General features: G+C 69.3%; 21 protein-coding genes and 7 pseudogenes. 14 read left to right on the forward strand and 14 right to left on the reverse strand.

Annotated features, from left to right (window positions below; genetic code table 11):
- The first annotated feature begins 293 nt into the window (after positions 1-293).
- Positions 294-869, forward strand: coding sequence for a DoxX family protein (locus tag ACZ4V6_RS35655; RefSeq protein WP_467835309.1), 576 nt, complete (start codon positions 294-296; stop codon positions 867-869).
- A 321-nt stretch (positions 870-1,190) separates the two neighbouring features.
- On the forward strand, positions 1,191-1,487 hold the full coding sequence (locus ACZ4V6_RS35660) for a hypothetical protein (protein WP_467835311.1): 297 nt from the start codon (positions 1,191-1,193) through the stop codon (positions 1,485-1,487).
- Positions 1,488-1,677: 190 nt separating this feature from the next.
- Here the strand turns inward: ACZ4V6_RS35660 and ACZ4V6_RS35665 are convergent, their stop codons facing one another.
- A complete protein-coding gene (locus ACZ4V6_RS35665; RefSeq protein ID WP_467835313.1) occupies positions 1,678-2,514 on the reverse strand; it encodes an alpha/beta fold hydrolase in 837 nt (278 codons plus the stop codon).
- Positions 2,511-3,104 (reverse strand): TetR/AcrR family transcriptional regulator, encoded by a 594-nt coding sequence (locus ACZ4V6_RS35670; protein WP_467835315.1) that lies wholly within the window; start codon positions 3,102-3,104, stop codon positions 2,511-2,513. Before ACZ4V6_RS35670 ends, ACZ4V6_RS35665 begins: the two co-directional genes overlap by 4 nt.
- Before the next feature lie 758 nt (positions 3,105-3,862).
- Here ACZ4V6_RS35670 and ACZ4V6_RS35675 point away from each other — a divergent pair.
- Complete coding sequence (locus ACZ4V6_RS35675; protein ID WP_467835317.1) at positions 3,863-4,852, forward strand: hypothetical protein; 990 nt, start codon at positions 3,863-3,865, stop codon at positions 4,850-4,852.
- On the opposite strand, the pseudogene ACZ4V6_RS35680 reads toward ACZ4V6_RS35675, so the two are convergent.
- Positions 4,790-5,011 (reverse strand): annotated as a pseudogene (locus ACZ4V6_RS35680) (hypothetical protein); the annotation flags it as partial. The gene ACZ4V6_RS35675 and the pseudogene ACZ4V6_RS35680 sit on opposite strands and share 63 nt — an antisense overlap.
- 633 nt (positions 5,012-5,644) lie before the next feature.
- On the opposite strand from ACZ4V6_RS35680, the gene ACZ4V6_RS35685 reads away from it, so the two are divergent.
- The gene (locus ACZ4V6_RS35685; protein ID WP_467835319.1) at positions 5,645-5,848 is read left to right on the forward strand and encodes a hypothetical protein; all 204 of its coding nucleotides are present in this window, start codon (positions 5,645-5,647) and stop codon (positions 5,846-5,848) included.
- A gap of 348 nt (positions 5,849-6,196) precedes the next feature.
- Positions 6,197-6,376 (forward strand): annotated as a pseudogene (locus ACZ4V6_RS35690) (DUF6300 family protein); the annotation flags it as partial.
- 84 nt (positions 6,377-6,460) lie between these two features.
- On the opposite strand, the gene ACZ4V6_RS35695 reads toward ACZ4V6_RS35690, so the two are convergent.
- Together ACZ4V6_RS35695 and ACZ4V6_RS35700 are read right to left on the reverse strand one after the other, a co-directional pair.
- The gene (locus tag ACZ4V6_RS35695) at positions 6,461-6,613 is read right to left on the reverse strand and encodes a hypothetical protein (protein ID WP_467835320.1); all 153 of its coding nucleotides are present in this window, start codon (positions 6,611-6,613) and stop codon (positions 6,461-6,463) included.
- A 91-nt stretch (positions 6,614-6,704) separates the two neighbouring features.
- Positions 6,705-7,361 carry a hypothetical protein gene (locus ACZ4V6_RS35700; protein ID WP_467835322.1) on the reverse strand — a complete coding sequence of 219 codons (657 nt, stop codon included), beginning with the start codon at positions 7,359-7,361 and terminating at the stop codon, positions 6,705-6,707.
- A gap of 36 nt (positions 7,362-7,397) precedes the next feature.
- Between ACZ4V6_RS35700 and ACZ4V6_RS35705 the strand changes: the two are divergent.
- Positions 7,398-7,562, forward strand: a pseudogene (locus tag ACZ4V6_RS35705) (transposase family protein); the annotation flags it as partial.
- Positions 7,563-7,862: 300 nt separating this feature from the next.
- Positions 7,863-8,228 (forward strand): hypothetical protein, encoded by a 366-nt coding sequence (locus ACZ4V6_RS35710; RefSeq protein WP_467835324.1) that lies wholly within the window; start codon positions 7,863-7,865, stop codon positions 8,226-8,228.
- A gap of 121 nt (positions 8,229-8,349) precedes the next feature.
- On the opposite strand, the gene ACZ4V6_RS35715 is transcribed toward ACZ4V6_RS35710, so the two are convergent.
- The 3 genes and pseudogenes from ACZ4V6_RS35715 to ACZ4V6_RS35725 form a co-directional block, all read right to left on the reverse strand.
- Positions 8,350-8,475 (reverse strand): hypothetical protein, encoded by a 126-nt coding sequence (locus ACZ4V6_RS35715; RefSeq protein ID WP_467835348.1) that lies wholly within the window; start codon positions 8,473-8,475, stop codon positions 8,350-8,352.
- Positions 8,476-8,558: 83 nt separating this feature from the next.
- A pseudogene (locus ACZ4V6_RS35720) lies at positions 8,559-8,927 on the reverse strand (helix-turn-helix domain-containing protein); the annotation flags it as partial.
- A 336-nt stretch (positions 8,928-9,263) separates the two neighbouring features.
- Positions 9,264-10,055: a hypothetical protein gene (locus ACZ4V6_RS35725; RefSeq protein WP_467835326.1), complete on the reverse strand. Its 792-nt coding sequence runs from the start codon at positions 10,053-10,055 to the stop codon at positions 9,264-9,266.
- Between the two features lie 141 nt (positions 10,056-10,196).
- Between ACZ4V6_RS35725 and ACZ4V6_RS35730 the strand changes: the two are divergent.
- Positions 10,197-10,397, forward strand: a pseudogene (locus ACZ4V6_RS35730) (FAD-dependent monooxygenase); the annotation flags it as partial.
- A 351-nt stretch (positions 10,398-10,748) separates the two neighbouring features.
- On the opposite strand, the gene ACZ4V6_RS35735 reads toward ACZ4V6_RS35730, so the two are convergent.
- The 3 genes from ACZ4V6_RS35735 to ACZ4V6_RS35745 form a co-directional block, all read right to left on the reverse strand.
- Positions 10,749-12,095 (reverse strand): hypothetical protein, encoded by a 1,347-nt coding sequence (locus tag ACZ4V6_RS35735; protein WP_467835328.1) that lies wholly within the window; start codon positions 12,093-12,095, stop codon positions 10,749-10,751.
- Between the two features lie 416 nt (positions 12,096-12,511).
- Complete coding sequence (locus tag ACZ4V6_RS35740) at positions 12,512-12,694, reverse strand: hypothetical protein (protein WP_467835331.1); 183 nt, start codon at positions 12,692-12,694, stop codon at positions 12,512-12,514.
- A 628-nt stretch (positions 12,695-13,322) separates the two neighbouring features.
- On the reverse strand, positions 13,323-14,843 hold the full coding sequence (locus ACZ4V6_RS35745; RefSeq protein ID WP_467835333.1) for an RICIN domain-containing protein: 1,521 nt from the start codon (positions 14,841-14,843) through the stop codon (positions 13,323-13,325).
- Positions 14,844-15,376: 533 nt separating this feature from the next.
- Here ACZ4V6_RS35745 and ACZ4V6_RS35750 point away from each other — a divergent pair.
- A pseudogene (locus ACZ4V6_RS35750) lies at positions 15,377-15,496 on the forward strand (hypothetical protein); the annotation flags it as partial.
- Between the two features lie 186 nt (positions 15,497-15,682).
- On the opposite strand, the gene ACZ4V6_RS35755 reads toward ACZ4V6_RS35750, so the two are convergent.
- The gene (locus ACZ4V6_RS35755; protein WP_467835334.1) at positions 15,683-15,820 is read right to left on the reverse strand and encodes a type II toxin-antitoxin system RelE family toxin; all 138 of its coding nucleotides are present in this window, start codon (positions 15,818-15,820) and stop codon (positions 15,683-15,685) included.
- A complete protein-coding gene (locus tag ACZ4V6_RS35760) occupies positions 15,817-16,110 on the reverse strand; it encodes a DUF6247 family protein (RefSeq protein WP_467835336.1) in 294 nt (97 codons plus the stop codon). Before ACZ4V6_RS35760 ends, ACZ4V6_RS35755 begins: the two co-directional genes overlap by 4 nt.
- Before the next feature lie 268 nt (positions 16,111-16,378).
- Here ACZ4V6_RS35760 and ACZ4V6_RS35765 point away from each other — a divergent pair, with 268 nt between their 5' ends.
- Entirely contained in the window at positions 16,379-17,329 is a 951-nt protein-coding gene (locus ACZ4V6_RS35765) for a PIN domain-containing protein (RefSeq protein ID WP_467835339.1), read from the forward strand.
- 170 nt (positions 17,330-17,499) lie between these two features.
- Here the strand turns inward: ACZ4V6_RS35765 and ACZ4V6_RS35770 are convergent.
- Positions 17,500-17,643, reverse strand: a pseudogene (locus ACZ4V6_RS35770) (IS5/IS1182 family transposase); the annotation flags it as partial.
- Between the two features lie 154 nt (positions 17,644-17,797).
- Between ACZ4V6_RS35770 and ACZ4V6_RS35775 the strand changes: the two are divergent.
- The 4 genes from ACZ4V6_RS35775 (at position 17,798) to ACZ4V6_RS35790 (ending at position 20,259) form a co-directional block, all read left to right on the forward strand.
- Positions 17,798-18,328, forward strand: a complete 531-nt coding sequence (locus ACZ4V6_RS35775) for a hypothetical protein (protein WP_467835341.1) — start codon at positions 17,798-17,800, stop codon at positions 18,326-18,328.
- Positions 18,329-18,370: 42 nt separating this feature from the next.
- Positions 18,371-18,790, forward strand: a complete 420-nt coding sequence (locus ACZ4V6_RS35780; protein ID WP_467835342.1) for a hypothetical protein — start codon at positions 18,371-18,373, stop codon at positions 18,788-18,790.
- Between the two features lie 413 nt (positions 18,791-19,203).
- Entirely contained in the window at positions 19,204-19,788 is a 585-nt protein-coding gene (locus ACZ4V6_RS35785; RefSeq protein ID WP_467835344.1) for a hypothetical protein, read from the forward strand.
- A gap of 15 nt (positions 19,789-19,803) precedes the next feature.
- Positions 19,804-20,259 carry a barstar family protein gene (locus tag ACZ4V6_RS35790; RefSeq protein ID WP_467835346.1) on the forward strand — a complete coding sequence of 152 codons (456 nt, stop codon included), beginning with the start codon at positions 19,804-19,806 and terminating at the stop codon, positions 20,257-20,259.
- Positions 20,260-20,525 lie beyond the last annotated feature (266 nt).

Consider the following 20,525-nt stretch of genomic DNA (forward strand, 5'->3'; position numbering starts at 1 on the left):
CTGGAGGTGAACGGCATCCAGGCCGTCCTGGCCCCCGAACCCGGCGAATGCTGCGTACAGCTACGCCCGAACGACACCGATCGCGATGACCACACACCCCAGGACCACTGACACGGCGCCGACCGCCCACCCCCGCGGGCCACCGGCGCGATGCACGCCCCTGGCCGCGGCAGAAGGATCGAAAAAGAACGCGATCGCCCGCGATCCCCTGCGAATACACACATCACCGGTGCTCGACGTCCCATCGAGCTGGGGGAAGACCTCCGTGCTGGCGTTCCAACCGGAGCATCGCCATGTTGACCAAACACATCTTGAACTCTCCTGCCCCATCCACGGCGCCGCCGTCGGCACCGGCGGCGCGGCCCGCGCCCACCACTGCGCCGCCGACGGTCGCCGCCGATATCGGACTGCTGCTCATCCGGCTGACCTTCGGCCTGCTGATGGCCGGACACGGAGCTCAGAAAGTCTTCGGGCTCTTCGGAGGGCCGGGTCTGACGGAGACCGGCAAAGGATTCGCGGCTCTGGGCTACCACCCGGGAAAGCTTTTCGCCGCGGTCGGAGGCATGTCCGAGTTGCTCGGCGGCCTCGGTCTGGCCCTGGGGCTGCTGACGCCACTGGCGGCCGCCGCCCTGATCGGCGTCATGATCAATGCGATGGCCACGGTCACCGGCGCCCACGGCCTGTGGGAGACGAACGGCGGCGTGGAATACAGCGTCTGTATCGCTGTCGTCGCACTGGCCGTCGCTGCTATCGGTCCGGGCCGGCTGGCCGTCGATCGCCCCTTCCGCTGGGGCAAGGGAGGCTGGAAGGAAGCGGCCTTCGCCCTCGGCCTGGGCGGCATCGCCGCGGCGATCACACTCAGCCTGTAGAGCCACAGAGCCCACCCGCGCCTCATGAAGCCGCGTCCGGGTTGCCGCAGCGTCGACAGGGACGTTGGTGGGCTCCCGGGAACGGTGTGCACGCTCGACGGTCGGGGAGGGGAGTAGTCCTGCAATACCGATCATCGACATACTGGAGCCCAGCGTCGAGGTCCCGGTGGCCGGGCCCGCCTTCTGATGCGGGGGAGCGAGACCTTCGGCCCTTCGGCGACGACGTATGTCGTGTCGGCAGGGTCGACGCTGCCGCTGTCCCCTTCTTCCGCGCGGTCGTCCTCGAAGCCCCGCTGGTGCGGGAAGGCTTGGACCGAACCTGTGATTCATTTTGTCCTGCTGATCGTCTGCGCGGTGGTGGTCTACCTCTCCCGCGAGTGGCTCGTCAATGCCGTGGAATGGCTCGGCGAGCGCCTCAACGTGAGCAAGATGGCCGTCGGTACGATCCTGGCCGCCCTCGGTACCGTCCTGCCCGAGTCCGTCGTCACGCTGGTCGCGGTCACCACTGGCACCACCGACGAGGCCAAGGACATCGGCGTGGGAGGCGCGATGGGCGGTCCTCTTGCGCCGGCCACCGCCGCCTACGGCGCTTCGTCAGGATTCACCCTGACGAGCTGAAGTCGGTGATCTCGCCGTGCAGCGGTGTCCAGGGCGTCGGAGGGCCTGGAGGTTCTCCGGTTCGCGGCCATGCGGCGACTCTGTGACCTGCTGTTCTTCCGTCTGTCTCAGACGGTGACGGATTGGTTCTGTCTCAGGCTCGTGTCAGTTGCTTTGACGGCTCGGGGCGGTTGGTCAGGGTGAGTGGGGTTCAGGCACGGAGGACCTTCCGCAGGAGGTCGCCGAATTCGGCGGGGTGCGTGGTCAGTCCGGTGTGCCCGCCGGGGAAGTGCTGGAGTTCCGTCCCAAGACGCTCGACTAGGAAAGCGGCCGGACGGTAGGGCAGCTCGCCGCGTGAGTCCTCGCCGCATGCGAGGACGAGCCGGCTCGACAGCGCCTCCAGTCGGTGGATGTCCGGCGCGTAGGACATGAAGCTGGGCACGATGCGCCCGACGAAGTACGGCAGGTTCGCCATCGTCTGCTCGGCCCGTGCCGCTGCTTGAGGCGGAAGTTTGATCTCGGCCTCTGGCTCGGCGGCGTCGCCGTCCTTCTTCAGTCCTGCGGCGAACACCGCCATCGCCGGCATGAGACCCTGCGTTCGGAATGTCTCCCTCACCCGCGCGATGAGCGCGCGATGTTCGGAGGCGTCCGGAAGGACCTCCACCAACGGCGGCTCGTGCGCCACGACGCGCGCGACGCGTTCGGGATGGGCGGTGAGCAGGTGCACTGCGACGATCGCGCCCGAGCTGGCGCCGAACACTCGGGCGGGCTCGCCGGGCGAGAACAGTTCCAGCATCCGCAGCGCGTCATCGGCGTGCTCGGCCACTCGCTGCTCGGCCTCGGGGTCGTCCAGCCTGCTCCGGGACATGCCGCGCGGGTCGTAGGTCGCGACGGTGTATTCGGCGGCCAGGTCGTCGGCGATGCCGTCGAAGGAGGCCGCGCCGCCCGTCCCTCCGGGGATCAGCAGCAGCAGCGGGCCCTGGCCGCGCACTTCGTAGTGCAGGGTCGCGCCGTTCACGCGCAGGCTGCCGGTGTTCCGGGTGGTCATGAGGAATCTCCTTCTCGGGACGGGGGCCAGTGCTCCAGGAGGGCGTGCAGGGCGTCGAGAGATCGGATCCAGGACTGTTGCGGCGAACGCTCGTGCGCAAATCCGCCTGCCGCTTCCAGGGCGACGAACCCGTGGAACGTGCTGCGCAGCAACCGGACCGCGTCGGTCAGGTCGGGCTCGGCCAGTCCGTAGCCGCGCAGCATGCCGTAGGTCAGCTCCACCGCGCGCCGCGGTCCGGGCGCCCTCGCAGCCAGCTCGGGGTCGATCCGGATCGGCGTCTGCGTCGCTGAGTAGCGGCCCGGATGCCTGTGTGCGTACTCCCGCCAGGCATTCGCAAAGGCGACCAGAGCGTCTTTGCCCGACCGGCCGGCGGTCGCCTCCGCGATAAGGATGGTCTTCTCGTCCGCCGCCAAGAGCGCGATCCGTCCCCGCAGGTCCTCCAGGTTGCGGACGTGCGTATAAAGGCTCGCGTCCTTCACGCCCAGCCGCCGAGCGACCTGCGACATGCTCACCTGGTCGAGCCCGACGTCGTCCGCCAACTCGGCACCCGCGATCGTCACCCGCTCCGCCGTCAACCCGATCCGCGCCATGCACCCTCCCAGGTCCTTGGGCCTCTAGTTTTAACCTAGGACCCCTAGGAATGGCAATCAGGGGGCCTGATGAGCCGACCCGGCCTGCCACCCGGAGGGCGGCGTCATGGGAGGCTCCGCCGCCGGGTCGGAGAGGGGTTCTTGTGAGTGTGGGCCCATCCCGCCAGGTTCGCGGTACTCATGCCCTTCTCCTGGGCGAGGTCGGGCGGAGGCGTGCCTGCGATGCCACCGGCATGTACACCACGGCGCCGCCTGCGACAGCGCGGAGACACCCAGCACTCCCCACAAACGGTTCTCTTCGGCAACTCCGTCGACGCGACGGTGACTCACCGTCGTATGTCCGACCGTCCCGACCTCTATGGCCGTCCGCTTCGCGATCTGGGACCAGATCACCAGCGCTGCCGGCCGACCCGTCACGGCTCGAACGCAGGCCCGGACCGCGAGCTCACCCTGCCCGACACACTGGCCTGCACCTGCAAACCCAACGACGTGACAGCACCTCGCTGCCCTCGACACGTCGCTCCGCAGTACCCGGCGAAGCGGCTCACCCGCTGTCGGCGTAGGCACCGAAGCGCTGAGTCCCTGAACGGCGTCGGAAATGCGCCCGCCGGGGCCGCTTCACGGGGCTCGAACGGCATGGGGGAGGACGCGGGACGGGGGGGAGGGGGGAATGAATGCGTTCAAAAATGTGGGAGCCGATGCAGTCGCAGGCGCGCGTGACGGATCGGTTCGGGGCGGTGCTGACGGCTTCGATGTCGGTGCTGTCCGTCGAGGCGGTGCTCGGGGGCATCGTGCTCTTCGTGTGGGGACAGACGAGGGGGAGCCCGAACCTTCCCCACAGTGCGCTGGCGGCCATCCCCCTGATCCTCATGGCGCCGGTCACGGCGGCGGCTGGAGCTGTTCTTGCCGCGTTGCCCTCGATCGGCGTGGTGATGCCGCTGGTGTGCGTGGCCGGATGGTTCGGCCGCCGGCTCTCCGGGCGTGAGGCGTGGTGGTGGGTTCCGGTGCTGGCGGCCCTTTTCACTTCGCCGATGGTCCTGGCCGCGGTGCTGCTCGTGGACACCGCTGTCCCGGCGGGCCTCGGTGGATGGCTCGCAGCGTCGGCCGCGCTCGCTGCCACGGCGCTGGTCGCCCGCAGACTGCTGCTCACGGGGCGCCCGCATCTGTCCGGAGGCGCGATGTTCTGGCGAGTGGCGCTGTACGGGACGCTCGCTGTCATCACCGCCGGCGCGCTCGCCGGGATCAGCCTGTGCGCCGGAAGCGGATACGAGCCTCCGCGGCTGGGCGCGCAAGGAGGGGCGGGGACCTGGTCCGACGGAAAGGGCGGCACACTCACCCTCACCACGGACGGCAAGGCCACGGCGACCCGCGTCCGGAGGTTCGAGTCCGACGACTCCTTCGGAACCGGGGTGTCCACCTGCACCGGCACCGGGACCTGGGAGTACGCCGCGGGAGCCGGACCGTGGTCCCAGGAGGTAACTGTGTCCGTCGACGACTGTCCCAGGGACACCTGGGAGATATTCGGAACCTCGCAGCACCCGAAGCTGTTCGTCTACATCGGTGACCCCGACAGCTGGGACCTCTACACCCTGAAGCGCGTCGCTGATCCGTGGCGTCAAGCGCGCCAAGTGCCAGGGGAGCGGCAAAGGTTCCGCACCGCGGCCATAGCACTGGGCTCAGCTGTGCAGGCGGGCCACCACGGTCATCTTCCGGCCGTGATCGTGCCAGGGAGCCCCCTCACACAGTGACGCCCGTACGAATCGCCTGATCAGGTCCAGGTGATCCAGGTTGTACGCCCCGACCCACCCGTACCGGGTCTCGGTCTGCAGCCACAAGGGGATGCCGAAGTACGGGTCGGCGGCCGGCGCGTGCCGTGCGCTGCCTGGTCGGTGAGGAGCTGTGCACCGCCTGTCTCACCCGGGGCCGGTTCACGGGCCACAACACTCTTTTCTGACACGAGGGATCCTCGAGCGCACCGGCACCATATGTGCAGAGGGCCGGGCGGAGGGGGGCGGGGAGCACGTCCGGCACCGGCCCGTCCGTGCCGCCGCCGGTGATGCCGTCCCGGACGCCGTCACCGGCGAGAACAACACCGGGGTGCGAGCCCCGGATCGTTCTTCGTGGCTTGATTGCTGCAGGTCGATTGCCTTGGTTGCCTGGTGAGGGGGCTGGGGCCGGGCAGGCGACGGGGGACTGCGCCTGTCCGGCCCCAGAGGAAGGCAACGGCCCGCGCAACGGGGGGTGATTGCGGGCCTTGCCGGGCCGCGAGGGCCCATCGGGCACAGCGTAGCGGCCACCGGGGGTGTTCGCCGCCGCGACCAGGACACGTCGCGGCTGGGGTGGTCGGCTCCGCGACTCCAGCCAGTCACTTCGGCGCGAGCCTCGCAGAACCTGACCCCGCACCGGGCACCAACGGGAAGCTCCACAAGCCTGCCCGGTCCGCAGGTCGGCGTAAGGGGCCATGACCACTCGCGCCGAAGCAGCCGTCGGCCGAAGTCGCTGTGCCGGCAGCGCGGTACGGTGCTGCTCAGGGGGTGGCCATGAGCGCAGAAGAACTGTCGGCCTACGCACCGATGTGGACCACGGAACGGGATCGGTGGGAGCTGCACCGGATCGGCGACGGGTACCTGCCGGTCATGAAAGGCGATCCGCCGACGGCACAGGTGATCTGTGATGACGAGCTGGCAGACCTGGTGATCGCGCGGATGCTCGCCGCCGGAGTTACCGTGATGGACCACCCATGACGCATCCGGGCTGTCTCGGGGCCGTCGAGGGTGCTCAACGACGACCAACGCTGACCACCACCGACAGCTAAGCCGCAGCCCGCAGCGTTGATCGATCACGTAGCCGCAGGCCAGAGACCGGCTCCGCGGTCGTGGCACTCGCTCACCCGGACGGGCCGCCGCCGCAGACCCCTTGACGCTGATCAGCACAACGGCGGATCGTGACGGCTTGCGCCACACCTCACCCCGGAAGAGGACCTTTGGCATGTCGTTCACCTGGCGCTGTACCGGTCGCCCCGCGGCTGCTTCCACCGTGCCGGCAACGTCGACGGCGGCCTCGATCACGTCAGCGACGAAGACCTCGCCCGGCTGAATCCCGCACGCCACGACGACGAACAGCCGGCCCGGTCCTGCTCCCGCTGTGACACCGTTCTCGTGCTGCACCGGCACGGCCCGCTGCAGAGCGACGTCTGGAGGGAGCTGTGCCCCTCCTGCGCCGCCCGCCGCCCCGCCGCCCGCGCCTTCATCCAGTGGCACCGTGACCCCGACCGCGACCCCACAGCGCTCCTGCATGTACGTGAGGTCGATGTGCACCGGTCTCAGAACCGGTGCACATCGACCTCACGTCGTCTGTCACGCCTTCGGCTGCGGCAGTCGGCCGGGCTTCACCGGTACCCGTTCGATCCCGATCGTGCCGGTCTTCTCGAGTTCCGCCTCGCGCCGGGCCGTGGACATCTTGCCGTACGCCACCGCCGACGCCCGCGGCGTGCCGTCCGGTCGGTCCACCGGATCGCCGCCCGAGACAGGCGCAGGGAGCAGCTCACGCAGGCGGGCAAGGGCGGGGCGCGGTACGCGGGGTCCCTTCGGGGCTGGTCTGTCAGCTCTGATCTTGCTGGAGCGGGGCGCCGATCGCCAGATCCTCGTCGAGCTTCGCCACCATGCGGGCAGCGAGAGCCGGGGCGTGCTGTACCGCCCGCCCTTCGACCGCAGCCAGAAAACCGACGAGCCGGTCCCGCACCGAGCCCAGCAGCTCCGGCAGCTGGGCCAGAGGCAGATCGATGAATCTCCCTCGCGGATGGTCCCCGTCGGGCCGCAGCCGGACACTCGCGCCGCGGTGCTCGAGGTACGGGGCCGGATCGTGACCGAGCCACGGCTCCTCCCCGTTCACCAGGTCCAGCCAGTCCCGCCAGTTCTCCAGCCCGAAACAGCATCCGGGAGACACCGTGACTTCGGTCGCTGTGTCGCGGACACGCAGCCCGCCTGGAGCGATGACCCGATCCGCCGTCATCAAATGACCGATTTTGCCTGTGGCGTCTTCCCAGCCTTCGTGATCATTGTCGTTGTAGCTGGTCAGCACTGCCATGGCGGTGCCCAACTCCTCCGCAGACATCTGGCCGGACAGAGCCAAGAGGTGGTCCACGGACGGGACCGCAACGGGCCACAGGGCGAAGTCGGCGGCTTCGTAGGTCTCCAGCACGGCTTCCATGATCAGCACGCCCTCGGTGTCGCGCACCGGATGGTGCAGCCACTTCACCTCGCGACGTCCGGCACACCGTCGGTCCTCGGCCTCAGGACCCGCCACCGGCATTCCTCCAAACGCATCACCGTGGAACACGCCCCCGCCGACCACAAGCGCTGGAAACAACTGGCCCGCTTCACCCACCGGCGCGAGACCCTGCCCGTCACCTACCGAGCTGTCGCCGGCCTCGTCTCCGGCCGCAGCACCACCGACTGACATCACTCCCAGCTCAGAACTCCGCGCCTCCAACACAATCACGCACCGGTTCGTGAGGGCGGGGTGTCAGGGCCTTTAGTTGACGGGAGATCGAAAGGTAGGTTTCCGGACACGTGAACGCATGGTCGACGGGGGAGTACGGCGGACTATCTGGGGCCACTGGAACTGGTCGGGGACCGCTGGATCATCGGGAATCCGAAGCATGAGGGCGGCTCATACCTGGTCCTCACTCTCGAGGGCCTGGAGCACCACGAGCCTGAAGCACCGGGCCTCCCCGCCGTCGTCCCGTGGACCGCATTCGTGGATCTGAGTATCCGGGCCACCTACAAGGCCTGGCACACCACTCGTACCGCGGGCGTGCTCAGCTTCCCCGGCGGCGGCCACTTGGACGCCGGCCGCAGCGGTTGTTCCGTGAACGGGCTCCTTCGCCATCCGTACGAGCCCTGGTCGGTGAACTACACCCATCACGAGCGCCCTTACACGGGTAATCACGTCTACGTGGTGAAAGCCCTGTTCCAGCGGATGTCCGAAGCGAGGGCGCTGCACCGCCTGGGTGACCCGGAGTGGCTGGGAGCCGCTGTCGCTCGACTGGCACCTCTGTCCACGTGGTGGGCCGTTTCGCTGAACCGCCAGGTGAGAGAGATCATCGAGGACCTCGGCACCTGAGGGGGCCCGAGCCGCTGATGCCGGCACATCAGGCGACTCGACGCCTGCTTCGTCGGACCCCGAGGCCGACGGCATCGACGCGGCTGCACCGCAGTTCTTAGCCGACTCCTCATCAGGTCAATCACGAGAGGCCGGCGACGTCGGCAGACAGTCCGATGCCGATGCCGATCAGCGATCCGAGCAGATCACCCACCTCGGCATACTGCGACGCCGACGACTCGGCGGCATCCTCCACGAATACCGACATGCCGCCTGAACTGGGCGGACGGGCTTTTCGGTAGGCGCACCGCCCCCCACTTCGTCAGATGAGTGCGCGTCGAGATGGGCGGCGGCCGGAGAGATCCACAGCACCTGCCCGTTCGGGTCGGTCACGAGCTGCACGTTCACGCCGTGGCGACGGTGCTTGTACGAGTAGTCGGCCCGTCCGTCGCCCACACGGTCGCACCCGGCGAGCGCCCCGTGGAGCAGCCCCTACTCCGGTTCGTGCTCGCGCAGGACCTTCAGCAGGCCGGGCACCCGGGCGGCCAGGAGATCGATCACCGCGGTGGTACAGGCGTGGGTGGTGCCGACCGAGATGCCGAAGCCGGCCGTTGTCCGGGCCAGGGTGTCGTGCTTGCGCAGGTACACCAGACCGACAAGCGCGCGTTGGTGCGGCGGGAGCTTGCAGCGGCGGTCACCCTCGCGGGTGGCGATGAGCATGGTGACCCACTCGACCAGCGCATGAGGCAGGTCGAGTGCGGCAGGATAGTAGACCGACGAGGCACTTGCGCTGATGAGTCGAGACTTCGAACACCTCCCTCAACGGCACAGGTGCCTCGTGCGTTGCGCCCACCCCGGCGTCACCCCATCGGTGGGCATCCTGAAAAGGCATCAGTGAAGAAGGGGCGAAGGGAACAGGGACGGCATCGGATCTGTGAACGGGAAGGAGGGGCCGCGTCCCCGTCGGGCGGGACGTGGAATTCGGGGTTCGTGGAAGGTGCCGTCGCGGAGCGTCGTGAAGAGCACGTCGACCCGTTGCCCCGCTCGGGTCCGCGATCAGTTGTGCTCCTCGTCGATGGTGACGGCGACCCCGTCCTCGACCTGGACGGCGACGGCGACGCCGCCCTTCTTGGCCGCGGCTTCGAGGTCTTCCTCGGTGCAGGGCGTGACGGTCTCCGCGTCACCGCAGATCCAGCCGGCGCCGTTGATGACGGTGTCGGTGGCGGTGAAGAACGCACGCTCGTCACCGTCGCGGCTGAGGGAGTACTTGCCCGGGGCCATGTACCCGAGCGTGCCGGAGAAGAGCCCCGACCTCTCGCCCTCACCCGTACCGTTGCCGCCACCGGTACCGGTGCCGCTGTCGGTGTGGTCCTCGATGATGCTGACAGCCACTCCGTCCTTGACGTCGACCGTCGCTCCGAACCCCTTCTTGGCCGCGGCTTCGAGCTCCTCCTCGGTGCACGGCGTGGCGGCCTGGCCGTCCGCGTCACCGCAGATCTTGCCCGCGCCCTCGATGTCGGTGTCCTCAGAGGTGAAGAACGCCTGCTCCGCGTCGTTCGCGTCCGTGACGGTGTACTTGCCAGGGGCGAGGTAGGAGACCGTACCGACCCACTTGCCCGACACCATGCCGCTCTTCGAGCCCTTCTCGCCCGACGGGGACTCGGTGCCGGTGCCGGCGCCACTCCCGCCGTCGTCGGACTTCCCCTTGGCGGCCGAGTCCGAGGCCGTGGCCCCGGTCGACTTGCCGGCGTCCTCCGTGTCCTCTCCCTGACAGGCGGTCAGCAGCATCGTCGTGGCCACCAGGGCCGCGGCGGCGAGGACGGACTTGCGGCGGTGCGTGCGAAGCATGGCGGGACTCCCCCTGCTGATGGTGATGTGACCGGGCCGGACTGGTCATTCCGGCTGGTCTCTGCCTTGTTGATCACCATCCTGAACGGTGCGGCGACCCCCTGGGAAGCGCGGTTACGGTGTCATGACACTCCTGTCGTCATCACGGGACGCCGTTCCTACGTCCCCGAGCCCATGCGGCACGGCCGCCTCTTCCTCGCCGGTGACGCCGCGCACATCGTGCCACCCACCGGCGCCAAGGGCCTCAACCTCGCCGTCGGCGACGTGGTCACCTTCGCGCGGGCCCTGGCCCGTCGCACCGAAACCGGCTCCGACGAGCTGCTCGACGCCTACTTCGCAACAGGCCCTAATAGGTCCGATCTCCCGTCCGGTCCATGCGGTTGTCCGGACCTGGCTACCGTGCGATCTGCGAAGAAGAAGCCCGACGACCTCCTGGACGAGGTGCCCGAGCTGAAGGAGGCGGTCGATTCCGCCTGCCGGGTCCTGCTGCTTGCTGGTCGCACTGAGCAGTTCGGACAGCCGGGGCTCGTCGCTCATTCTTGCGATGTTTTCCACCCCGGTGGAGCTGGCCGACGTCCTGGTGCGCGCGGCGGCCGGTGAAGGCGTGGGGCTGTACGAGGGCTGACCGTCCGCGTCACCGCCGTCCGCGACCGCCGGCAGCGGCGGCGGTGACCGGCCCGCCCCGCCCGCCCGTCAGCGCAGGCGGCGCACGAAGATGTCCGACACGTCGTTGGTGTCGCCGGGCACCAGGTCCGCACCGTCGCTGGTGAAGGCGACGGCTCGGCCGCTGCGGTCGGGGGACGCGTCGTACGAGGACTCCTGCGGTGATCCGCCGTCGGGAGTGGTGCTGAGCCGGGTCACCCGCCCGGTCTTCAGGTCGCGGGCGAAGACGTCCCAGGTGTTGTTGGTGTCGCCGGGCACCAGGTCGGGGGCGTTGGTGGTGAAGAAGGCGGTGCGGTTGTCCGCACTGAGCCCGGCCCCGGTCACGCTGCCCGCCGGGCGGCCCCCGTCCGGCCCGGCCGCCAGCCGCGCGTACGCGCCGGTGCGCAGATCGCGGGAGTACGAGCCCCAGGTGCCCGGCTCCTCGCCCGGCAGCACCCCGTCGCTGGTGTCGAACTGGACGTAGCGGCCGTCCGGGGAGAACAGCAGGCCGTACTGGACTCGCACCGGCATGCCGTTCACGTTGTACGCGCCCGCCCTGGTGCCACCGGTGCGCAGGTCGTGGACGGCGAACGACACGTAGGGCTGGGGCGGCCTCGCGATGCCCGTCGCGCTCTGCGGCCAGGGGAAGAGGTTCCTCGCCTCGGTGGTGAAGGCGACCTGCCGGCCGTCGGCGCTGATGACCGGGTTGGAGGAACTCCCGGTGCCCTGCGTACCGTCACCGGCCACACTGACGAGCCTGGTCGTGCCCTTGACCCGGTCCCGGACGAAGACGTCGGCCAGCCCGTTGGTGTCCCCCGCCACCAGGTCGTCGCGCAGCGACACGAAGGCGAGGTAGCGGCCGTCGGCGCTGATCGAGGGCAGGAAGCTGCGCTCGGCGTCCGGTTCGCCGTCGTGGCGGGTGATCAACTCGGTGGTGCCTTTGACGCGGTCGCGGACGAAGACGTCCATGCCGTCGCCGGCGTCGCGCGGATCCAGTGTCCTGGACGGCGAATCGAAGGCGACGAAACGCCCGTCGGCACTGACGGACTGCACGTAGCCGGCCTCGTATCCCGGTGAGCCGTCGGGATTCGCGCTGACGAGGTCGACCCGGCCGGTGCGCAGATCCTTCGCGTACGCCTGGATGCCGGCGCCCTCGGGGAGCCCCGGCACGAGGTTGCGGGCCTCGCTGAAGAAGACGACGACACGTGCGTTCGCGCTGAGCACCGGGCTGAACGAGGCGCCGTCCGCCTGCTGCCCGGTGGCGTCGACGCTGACGCGTCGCAGGTCCCCGTGCGACCCGGTGGTCGCCGGGTGCGCGTCGCCCCGGGCCGTGGCCGCGGGCAGTGCTGTGGCGCAGACCCCCGCCAGCACAGCCGCAACTGCCGTCCATCGACGCATGGTTACTCCCCCTAAACCCTCGGCCACCGAGCGGAGCCGGGGCAAGCCAACCGGACCGGCGACTCGCCGGGCAACGCGGGAACCGGCCATCCGCGAGGGCCCGGACGGACCGCCGTCGGCGCGTGCTCGTCGCTGTCCCCACCGCGAGTGTGTCGTTCTCGTGAACTCCCGGGCGAAAGACGCTCCGTAATGCCTGCCCCGAGGGTTCGAGGGGGCATGATCCGTCTGTCGGGAGGTGGCGGGCCCGTGCGGGCGCCGGTCGGTGGGAGCCGGGTGGAGATGAGTGGCAGGGCGCTGAAGAAGCTGGGGTTCCTCACGATCGGACTGTTCGACGAGGACGATCCCGGCCGCGGGCACGAGGACACGCTGCTGGCGATCAGGTCCGGATGCCACATCCCCCGTTGGCATCCGGACCGTCACATACCTGCGGCCGCACGGGTGGCGACGGTGAAGCGCGTGCCGACGAGTGCGTACTCGAGGTCCTCGGCGTCCAGCCGGTCCTGTACGACCTGGCGCAGCCATTCGGCCGACTCCTGGCCGTCGCGTTCGGCGGCCGCGGCGACGTGGTCCAGGTCGGCGTCGGTGAACAGCTCCATCATGGCCGCGACGGTAACAGCGTCACCGACGGGGGAGGAGCGCGTACGGGCGTAGGGGGACGCCGATCACCTGCAGGACGAGGCTGCGGCGTGCGGCGTGCAGGGTGCGGACGGCGGCCCGGCTCAGGTCCGGCTTCGGCGGCTGGACGCCGGCGCGCTTTCGACCGGGTTTCGTGGAGCACCTCTATTTCCCGCGCAGGACGCCCCCAGCGGATACCCCGGGGGCGTTGACCAGCGACTCCCCTCGGAACCCGGATCATAAGGGCGCTTCAGGGGGCGTTCCGCCTGTCAGAGAACGCTGACTCATCCTGTCCCGAGCAGTTCCGGGTGTCACCTCGGCTGCTCCGTCAGCCTTACAGGCCGGTGCATGATTGCGATAGAGGCGTATCTGCCTGAGCGCTCGCTGTATCCCTGCCCGGCCCGCAGAAGCGTTGCTGTCGCTGCCTCAGGACCGGTCCCGTCCCCGTACCGTCTGCCGACGGTCGTTGGTGAGCTTGGTCCTGCGGGCGGTGCGCATCGGCTGGTCGTGCAGGTCGAGCGCTTTGCGTGGCATCTGCCACTCAGCCGCCCGAGCTTGTGTCACGTCTTTCGTACAACGGGGGTGCTCACCGGGTAAGCACCCCCTCGGTCGTCACCCGGTCGGACAGGCCGCCTGCGTGACCTTGCCGGCCTTGACGCCGGTCGTCGCGGGGTCCAGCGTCAGGCACTTGCCGGTCCACTGGTTGACGAAGTAGTAGGCGCGTGCTCCGCCGTACTGGTTGACCGGGATGACGTTCCAAAGCTGACTTCCGGAGAACCATCGGGTCTCGCACGGCCACCAGAACATCTGTGTGCCGTTGCCGGGTGGAGTGCCGTTGTTGTAGGGCACGGTGAGGCAGGAGCCATTTCCTGCCTTGATCCAGTAGAAGCCCTTCCCGTCGTACGCCGTCGGCAGGGTGGCGGTCCACTGGTGGCTGCTGGGCGCCGGGTTGGCGCAGTTGCGCTGGGTCACCAGGCCGCCCTCGCCGTCCTCGAACTCCTCCCCGCGCACCATGCACCGGTTGGAGGCGGTGTACTTGCCGCTGATCTGCCCGACGTACTGCTTGTTGGAGTTGACGGTCCACAGCGCCGGGTGCGGCTCGAACACGTGGGTGTTGCGGTTGAGCTCGTTGACCACCGACAGCGGCGTGACACCGGCGGTGTCGCTGTGCTGGTAGAAGTTCACGGCGACATAGTTCGGGTTCCGTCCGGCCTTCGGCCGACAGTCCTTCTCGATACGGGTTTTGAGGCTCTGGCCGTTGTCCCCGCGGGACTTCTTCTCCGGATCGAGGGAGCTGGAGTCGAACTGGTTCATGGTGAACAGCGGGGTCAGCGCCGTGTTCGGCATGGGGTTCTGACTCACCGGGTACTGGTTGCGGGAGTCGCAGCCCGACGGCCGACCGTCGTAGTCGTAGATCGTCTCCACCGTGCGGGACCAGGTGTGCATGAGGCGGCCGTACTCGAGTGCGGGGTTCGACGGCGACGTGACGGGGATGTCGTCCTGCCAGCTGTCCTGGAAGACGACCAGGCGCCGGTTGTCGGCGACCATGCTGCGCAGGAGCGGCCAGTTGTGCTTGTCGATGTCGTAGCCGATGTGTGAGGGCTGGAACAGCAGGTCGTCCGCACCCTTGGCCTCCAGTATTTCCCCCATGGCCCGGGTCAGCGTCCCCTGGCTCGCGTAGTTCTCCAGGAAGATCGTCACGACCTCCTGCCGATTCGCCTTCAGGAAGTCCACGACCCGTGCGAACTCGGCTCCGAAATCGCTGTAGCACACAACGGAGTGACAGAGCCTCACAGCGCTTCCGTTGCTCGGCGGCCCCATGGCCTTGTCATAGGTGTCGAACATCAGCCCGCGCACCCCGTCGTCGAGCTGCTCGGAGACGCTGCGCGACTGGTTGCGCGGTGGAAGGGGCAGCGAGTCATCGTAGGCGTAGGAGTTGTGTGTGGTCAGCCACGACCACTGGTCCAGGCGGGCGTCCCCGTACTTGCTCGCCGCCGCCTGGGCGGGCGCCGGGGCGACCAGCATCCCGGCCAGGAACAGCACCGAGAGCACCGGCAGGAGCAGTCCCCGCAGTGCGCGGCGGTGGCGGAAGGGCCCCGGGCGGGGCACCGCGCCGCAAGGGACGGACGCCACGGCGCAAGCGCCTCTTGTACGCATGTCGATTCCAGGAGGTGAGGCGGTCCTCGGCACAGGAGGCTGCGGCATGGACCGGAAGGACGGTTCGGTGGCCGGGATCGCGGAGCAATCTCGACCCGGCCCGCCCCCGGCATCCCCAGCCAACACTGTCGAAAGGAGCGGGACCATGCAGTTCCGCCCGCAGAAGTACCGTCTTACGTACTTCTGCGGGCGATTTCGGAGAGGCCCCGCTGACCTGGGGGAGCAGTCATGGTGGGCACCGGCAGGCCGACCAAGACCGGGTTCGGGGAACAGCTCCGCGCGTTGCGTTCGGCCGCCGGCCTCAGTCCCCGCCAGGTCGTCATCCTCATGACTCAGTGAGCCAGCCGGGCCAAACAGACAGTCAAGGCGACCGGCATCTCCCTGCCCGTGCCCGAGGGGGCCGATCTCACTGAGCGGCGGGCTGGGGTACGGCACGTGCTCCACGGGTCTTCAATGAGGGATACACCACCGGCGCGACCTGGCCGCGCCGGGACTGTCCGCCGAAGCATCCGGCTCACCCGGATGCTGCACTGCTGGGTGCCCGACGTCACCGAGACCGTAGAGGCCTCCTCGCGCTGATGCTGCTCACCGGCGCGCACCGCCTCGACCGCGCCGGGCCCTCCGGCGAGGTGATGCCGCTGCCGGAACAGAACCGTGCCCGGTGGAAACCGCTGTGCCCTCGCCGAGGGAGTCGACCCGATCAGGACGACGTCCAGAACGGACAGGTGCCGGGTGAGCCGGTTGATCACATAGACGACGGACAGATGACCGACGGAAGCGGCGCGGACATCCTCCCCCTCTGCGTCGCCCGTGTTCTACTGGGGCCAGTCCCATGGCGAGCGCACCGCGATGTCGAGGACATCGCGGACGGTCTCCTTCGTGTGTTCGGGAAGCGCGGTGAGCGTCTTCGCAGCCTGCGGCGACAAGCGCACGGTCCAGGACTGGTCGGTCACCGGCGAGCACCCAGGACGTCGTCCAGGTCCACGAAGCCGTTCTCGTCACGGCCGGAGTCCATGTAGGCGTCGACAGCCGGGGCCGCGGCAAGACGCAGCTGCCAGGTGCGGACGACGTCGTGCAGCGGCGTAAGGCTGAAGGTGTGACGGGAGTCCTCCAAAGCCTTGGCCCCGTCCCGCTCAAAGGCCGGCACCCAGGTATCGGCACGACGAGAGTCGCGCAGCTGGGCATGCAGCTGGGCGGCGGCCGGAGTCGGCGGGGCGGGAACTTTCTCGGATTGCGCGCTCATCCACACCTCCTGACAGTCGTGTTGCCACCGTACGCCCCGTGCAGAGCAGCGGGAGCGGCCATGGCTGTTTTCCCTTGTGCAAGCGATGCCCGGCGGGAACCGCGGCGCGTCACCAGGGCGAGCCACGGACCCCCCAAGGGTCCCGGGCTCGCTCGCCAGGCGTCCCGCCCACCCGCCAGAAGCAGTCCGACGTGATCGTTCCAGCGGGCCGACGAGATGCTGACCCGGTTTTCCTAAAATCTCCCGCCCTGACTGGCAGGATCAGCGCATGCTCATCACGCCCCGACCCGGCGCCGACCGCCGCAACATCCGTGAAGCGCTCCGCAACGCCCACACCGCGGCCAGCAACCTCCAGGGAGCGACCGGACCGGAGACGGCCCACTCCCGGCTCATGCGCTACCTGAACTGGGCTACCGAGACCGCGGGGACCCTCCGCCACCAGATCAGCGACGACGACATCGAACGCCTGCTGTTGACCCAGCGTTACCAGTCACTCATCAGCAGCTGCGGCACGCTCGCCGGCAGCGACCAGGAGCGCCTCGTCAATGCACTGGTCAACCTTGAAGTGACCGAGCGCATCCAAGCACTCGAAGAGGCCCTGGGCATCCTCAACGACCGGATAGAGCGCTGGACCGGACGTGAGTGGTTCGTCGTCGCCGACTCCAGCTTCTACATCCAGAACACGGACAAGCTCTCCGAGGCCGACCTGCACAAGATCCTTGGTCTGCCGCCGGGTGACGACATCCGGCTGCTGTTCCCGATCGTCGTGGTCGACGAACTGGACGGATTGAAGGAGTCAGGTAAGCACCGGTCGCGCTGGCGCGCCTCCCACACGCTGGGCCGCCTGGACGAGGTCCTCAACGGCTCCATCTTCGGCGTCCTGCGTCAGTCGGACAGGAGCGGTGAGCCGGCCCTGTGGCGTGGCGAGGTCAACGTGGAGATTGTTTTGGACCAGCCCGGCCATGTCCGTCTGCCGATCGCTGACGACGAGATCATCGACCGGGCGGTGGCCATCCAGTCCCTCGCGGCACGCGAAGTGCGGCTGCTGACGTGCGACACCGGGCAGCACACCCGCGGGCGGGCTGCGGGGTTGAAGGTGACCAAGGTGGAGATGAAGGATCCCGGCCCAGAGCCCGACTGGGAGACTGAGGCCAAGCCGGGCAATGGCACCCGTGCGAGGCGTCGCGAGCGGCAGGCTGATCGGGCGACACCGTCCTGACCTGATCCCGCCAAACTGCAGCCGGAGGCGAGAGGGACCGCGATGGCCAGCCCAGGCGGCCGGCAACTGAGCGGTGTGCATCGTGAAGTTGCTGGTGGCGGGTCTGGTATGCGTGGGCTTCGGGGTTCTCGGGCTGGTCGCGGGCGGATGACTCCGGTCAAGAGCGTCCGTCAGCAGGCGTCTTCGCGGTTCGTCAGGGCCAACAGGGCCCTCACCAGCTCAGTCGCCCACTTCGGGCCGGTGCGTACCTTGCCGAGGATGCGCCAGTTCTTCAGATGCGCGAAGCCGTGCTCGACCGGCGCCCGGATCGGGGCACATCCTCGTCGGAGGGCTGCGTAGAGTACCTGCGGTCATCGATTGGAGAAGACGTTGGACGCGGTTGAGTTCCCTCTCAGCGCCCGGGTGCGTCGGGCCCGGCGATGGCTCATGGCCACGAGCGTGGCGTGTGCCGTACTCGCGGGAGCCGCCGTGGTATCCGTGGTCGCCAGCGCCTCCGGCTGGGTGTCGGTGCCGCGGACGATTCAGGCGGGTTTCGTGCTGGTGACGCTGTTCGTACTGCCCGTCGCATGGGTGGGAGTGCGCGCTGTGTGGGCGCTGCGCGGGCGGGCCGAGTTGTTCAAAGCCGCCGGAGAACACCCGCGGCGGCGTCCCACCGACCGACAGCTGGTCGACCACCTGCGCGACGAGCACCCGCTCACGCCGCTGTGGTGGATGGTTTCCGTCCTCGGCGGCCTCGGCACGCTCTGCCTCGGGTTCGCGCTTCCGTTCGCCGTGGCGGACGGTGCCGTACTCGCCGGTGCACTCCTTGGGACCGGGCTCGCCGTGTCCCTGGCCGCCCTGGCCCTGTCCGTGTCCGGGATCCGCCGCGCCCAGGGCCAGGCACTGGAGGACCGAAGGCGGCGTACCGAGCTGTGGTGGGGCCTGCCCACGGCCGTCGAACGCGAGCTCGCGACCCCCTTCCTCGGCAACGGCAGCGACGGGGGGCACCTCGGTGTCTGAACACACGGCCACCGCTGCCCCGCGACGAGTACGCACGCGGCCGTGACGGCCCTCTTCCCGCTCTTCAAGCCCGGCGTCTCGGAGCGGTTCCGGCAGACGGCGTGCGGCGTCCTGACCGCTGTGACGCTGCTCGCCGCCGTCGCCTACCTGATGAGCGGCCACGCCAGCTACGGAACGCTGCTCGCCGCCCTCACCGCCCTGCTCGTGATCACGTGGGGCTTCCCAGGTCCTGGACCGCCGGGACCGGGCACACGAGGACGACAAGTCCACGAAGTAGCGGGACCGGCACCCCGCCCCACCCTGGCCCCGGCCCACCCTCGCGGCGGCCGGGGCCGTTCCCGTGCCCGCCGCACGCTGCGGGAACGCCCCGCCCGCGTCCTCTTGCCCGCCTTGCCGGCCGCCGCCGGGTCGGTCTCGGCGGCGGCCATCTCCCCGACCAGCTCCACCAGCTCCTGCCGCTGAGCATCGGACAGCGAGGTGACCCGGTGAGCGACGCCCTCCAGCACCCCGACCGCGTCGTCCGGGTCCGTCTGCTCGTCCTCGCTGCCCTCGATGAACCACAGGACATCCACCAGAGCCTCGCCCAAGGCACGAGTCAGGGACGGGTAAGACGTCACGTTGGCCTCCCAGCAGATCCATGGCAAGGTCCGCCATCCCACCACACACCACGGACATCACTCACCGAAGCCTCCGCGAGTTTGTGGACAGCACAGAGCCCGGCCTGCGACACCGGCCGTCTGCCGGGACACCGCAGCAGGACACCGATGCACCACCTGGAATCCACGAAGCCCTGCGCCGAAATCTGCTGCGCAACGCCACAGCGGGTAGCACATAGTGGAGCCACACATCACCGATCAACCCTGGAGCATGCGGCCGTGACGACCGTGCACACCGAACCTTCCACCGGGCGCGTCCCCGGGCGGGTCTGGACCGTCCGCATCGTCGGCCACGGCCGAACTGCCGCCTCGGTCACCTGCAGCACCGAAGCGTGCCGGATGCCGGCCCGCTCCGAGGACCTCGCCGGGCTGCGGGCGTTCGCCGCCCGGCACGCCGCCGCCCACGCCAAGGCGGCCACCGTCCGCCCCCACGCCTTCTGCCACTGCGGCGCCCAGCACTGCGGCGCCCACCCCGACACCAAGGCCCACTGCGCCGGCGCCGTCCTGCTCATCCTGCGCCACGACCCGGTCATGCGCCGCGTCTGGAGCGTCGAAGAGGTCTGCGAGACCTGCGCCCCGCTGATCCCCAACGCCACCGTCCTGGCCCGGGCCGAACGGCCCCGTCGCACTGCCGGCCGGCCCACCACGCAGGCGCCCGCTCCTGCCGCCGCGCGGCCGGTCGTCGCGGGCGGCTTCTCCTCACCCGCCGCCCTGGGCGCCGATGACACGGTTCCGGCTTCCGCGCTGCGCTCCCGGCGCAGCAGCCAGCGCTCGCGGCCCCGGCGGCCCGGGCAGGAACGCTGACAGGAGAACCGGTCGGTGAGCGCCCACGACGAGTTCCTCGACACGTGGGCAGACGGGGAAGACACCCTGCCATGGCTGCCGGCCGAGCCCTACTTCATCGCCGAGGAACGACACGGGCCCCTGCTGGAGACCTTGACCGGGCCCGCACTGTCCGTCCTCGAGATAGGCCTGGCCAACGCACGGCAGGAAAGCGATCTCCAGGCCGCGCTTGGACACGCCCTGGACAGACCCGACGAGTACGCCGACAACCGGGACGCGCTGCGCGACCTGCTCAGGGAACGCGGAGCGCGCACCCCTTGGGCCATCGCCGTGGTCTTCTCCTCGGCTCCAGCGTTCCTCCGTGCCGACGTCCACGGATTCGTGCGTGCGGTCTCCCTCCTGCACAACATGTCCCGCGAGCTGTCGAACATCGACGAGTTCTACGGCCAACTGGAGCTCTTCTATGTGGGGGAGTGGCTTTCAGCCTGCTGATCCCCAACGCTACCGACCTGGCCCGCACCGAGGGTCCGCGCCGCACTCCCCACCGTGCCCAGGCCGCGCAGGCGCCCCGTTATCTTCTTCGTGGTCCTGCAAGAGGGCCGCTGGCCTCCGGGCCCGGCATGACTGTTGCCCCCTGTCGAACGGATGACCTGGGGGGTGGTTTCACCGGGTCCGAGGGGTGCCGTCACAGACGCTGATCAGAGGTCCGACCACCGCCCGGCCGGGCGCAACGCCCGGCCACTCGCGGGCGGCAGGTC

Source organism: Streptomyces sp. NPDC029152, from assembly GCF_055564355.1.

What these genes read in the sequence shown, in the direction of transcription:
- ACZ4V6_RS35655 (WP_467835309.1), top strand. Translation starts at nt 294, where the DNA reads ATGTTGACCAAACACATCTTGAACTCTCCTGCCCCATCCACGGCGCCG.
- ACZ4V6_RS35665 (WP_467835313.1), bottom strand. Translation starts at nt 2,514, where the DNA reads ATGACCACCCGGAACACCGGCAGCCTGCGCGTGAACGGCGCGACCCTG.
- ACZ4V6_RS35670 (WP_467835315.1), bottom strand. Translation starts at nt 3,104, where the DNA reads ATGGCGCGGATCGGGTTGACGGCGGAGCGGGTGACGATCGCGGGTGCC.
- ACZ4V6_RS35685 (WP_467835319.1), top strand. Translation starts at nt 5,645, where the DNA reads ATGAGCGCAGAAGAACTGTCGGCCTACGCACCGATGTGGACCACGGAA.
- ACZ4V6_RS35715 (WP_467835348.1), bottom strand. Translation starts at nt 8,475, where the DNA reads ATGTCGGTATTCGTGGAGGATGCCGCCGAGTCGTCGGCGTCGCAGTAT.
- ACZ4V6_RS35725 (WP_467835326.1), bottom strand. Translation starts at nt 10,055, where the DNA reads ATGCTTCGCACGCACCGCCGCAAGTCCGTCCTCGCCGCCGCGGCCCTG.
- ACZ4V6_RS35735 (WP_467835328.1), bottom strand. Translation starts at nt 12,095, where the DNA reads ATGCGTCGATGGACGGCAGTTGCGGCTGTGCTGGCGGGGGTCTGCGCC.
- ACZ4V6_RS35740 (WP_467835331.1), bottom strand. Translation starts at nt 12,694, where the DNA reads ATGATGGAGCTGTTCACCGACGCCGACCTGGACCACGTCGCCGCGGCC.
- ACZ4V6_RS35760 (WP_467835336.1), bottom strand. Translation starts at nt 16,110, where the DNA reads ATGAGCGCGCAATCCGAGAAAGTTCCCGCCCCGCCGACTCCGGCCGCC.
- ACZ4V6_RS35765 (WP_467835339.1), top strand. Translation starts at nt 16,379, where the DNA reads ATGCTCATCACGCCCCGACCCGGCGCCGACCGCCGCAACATCCGTGAA.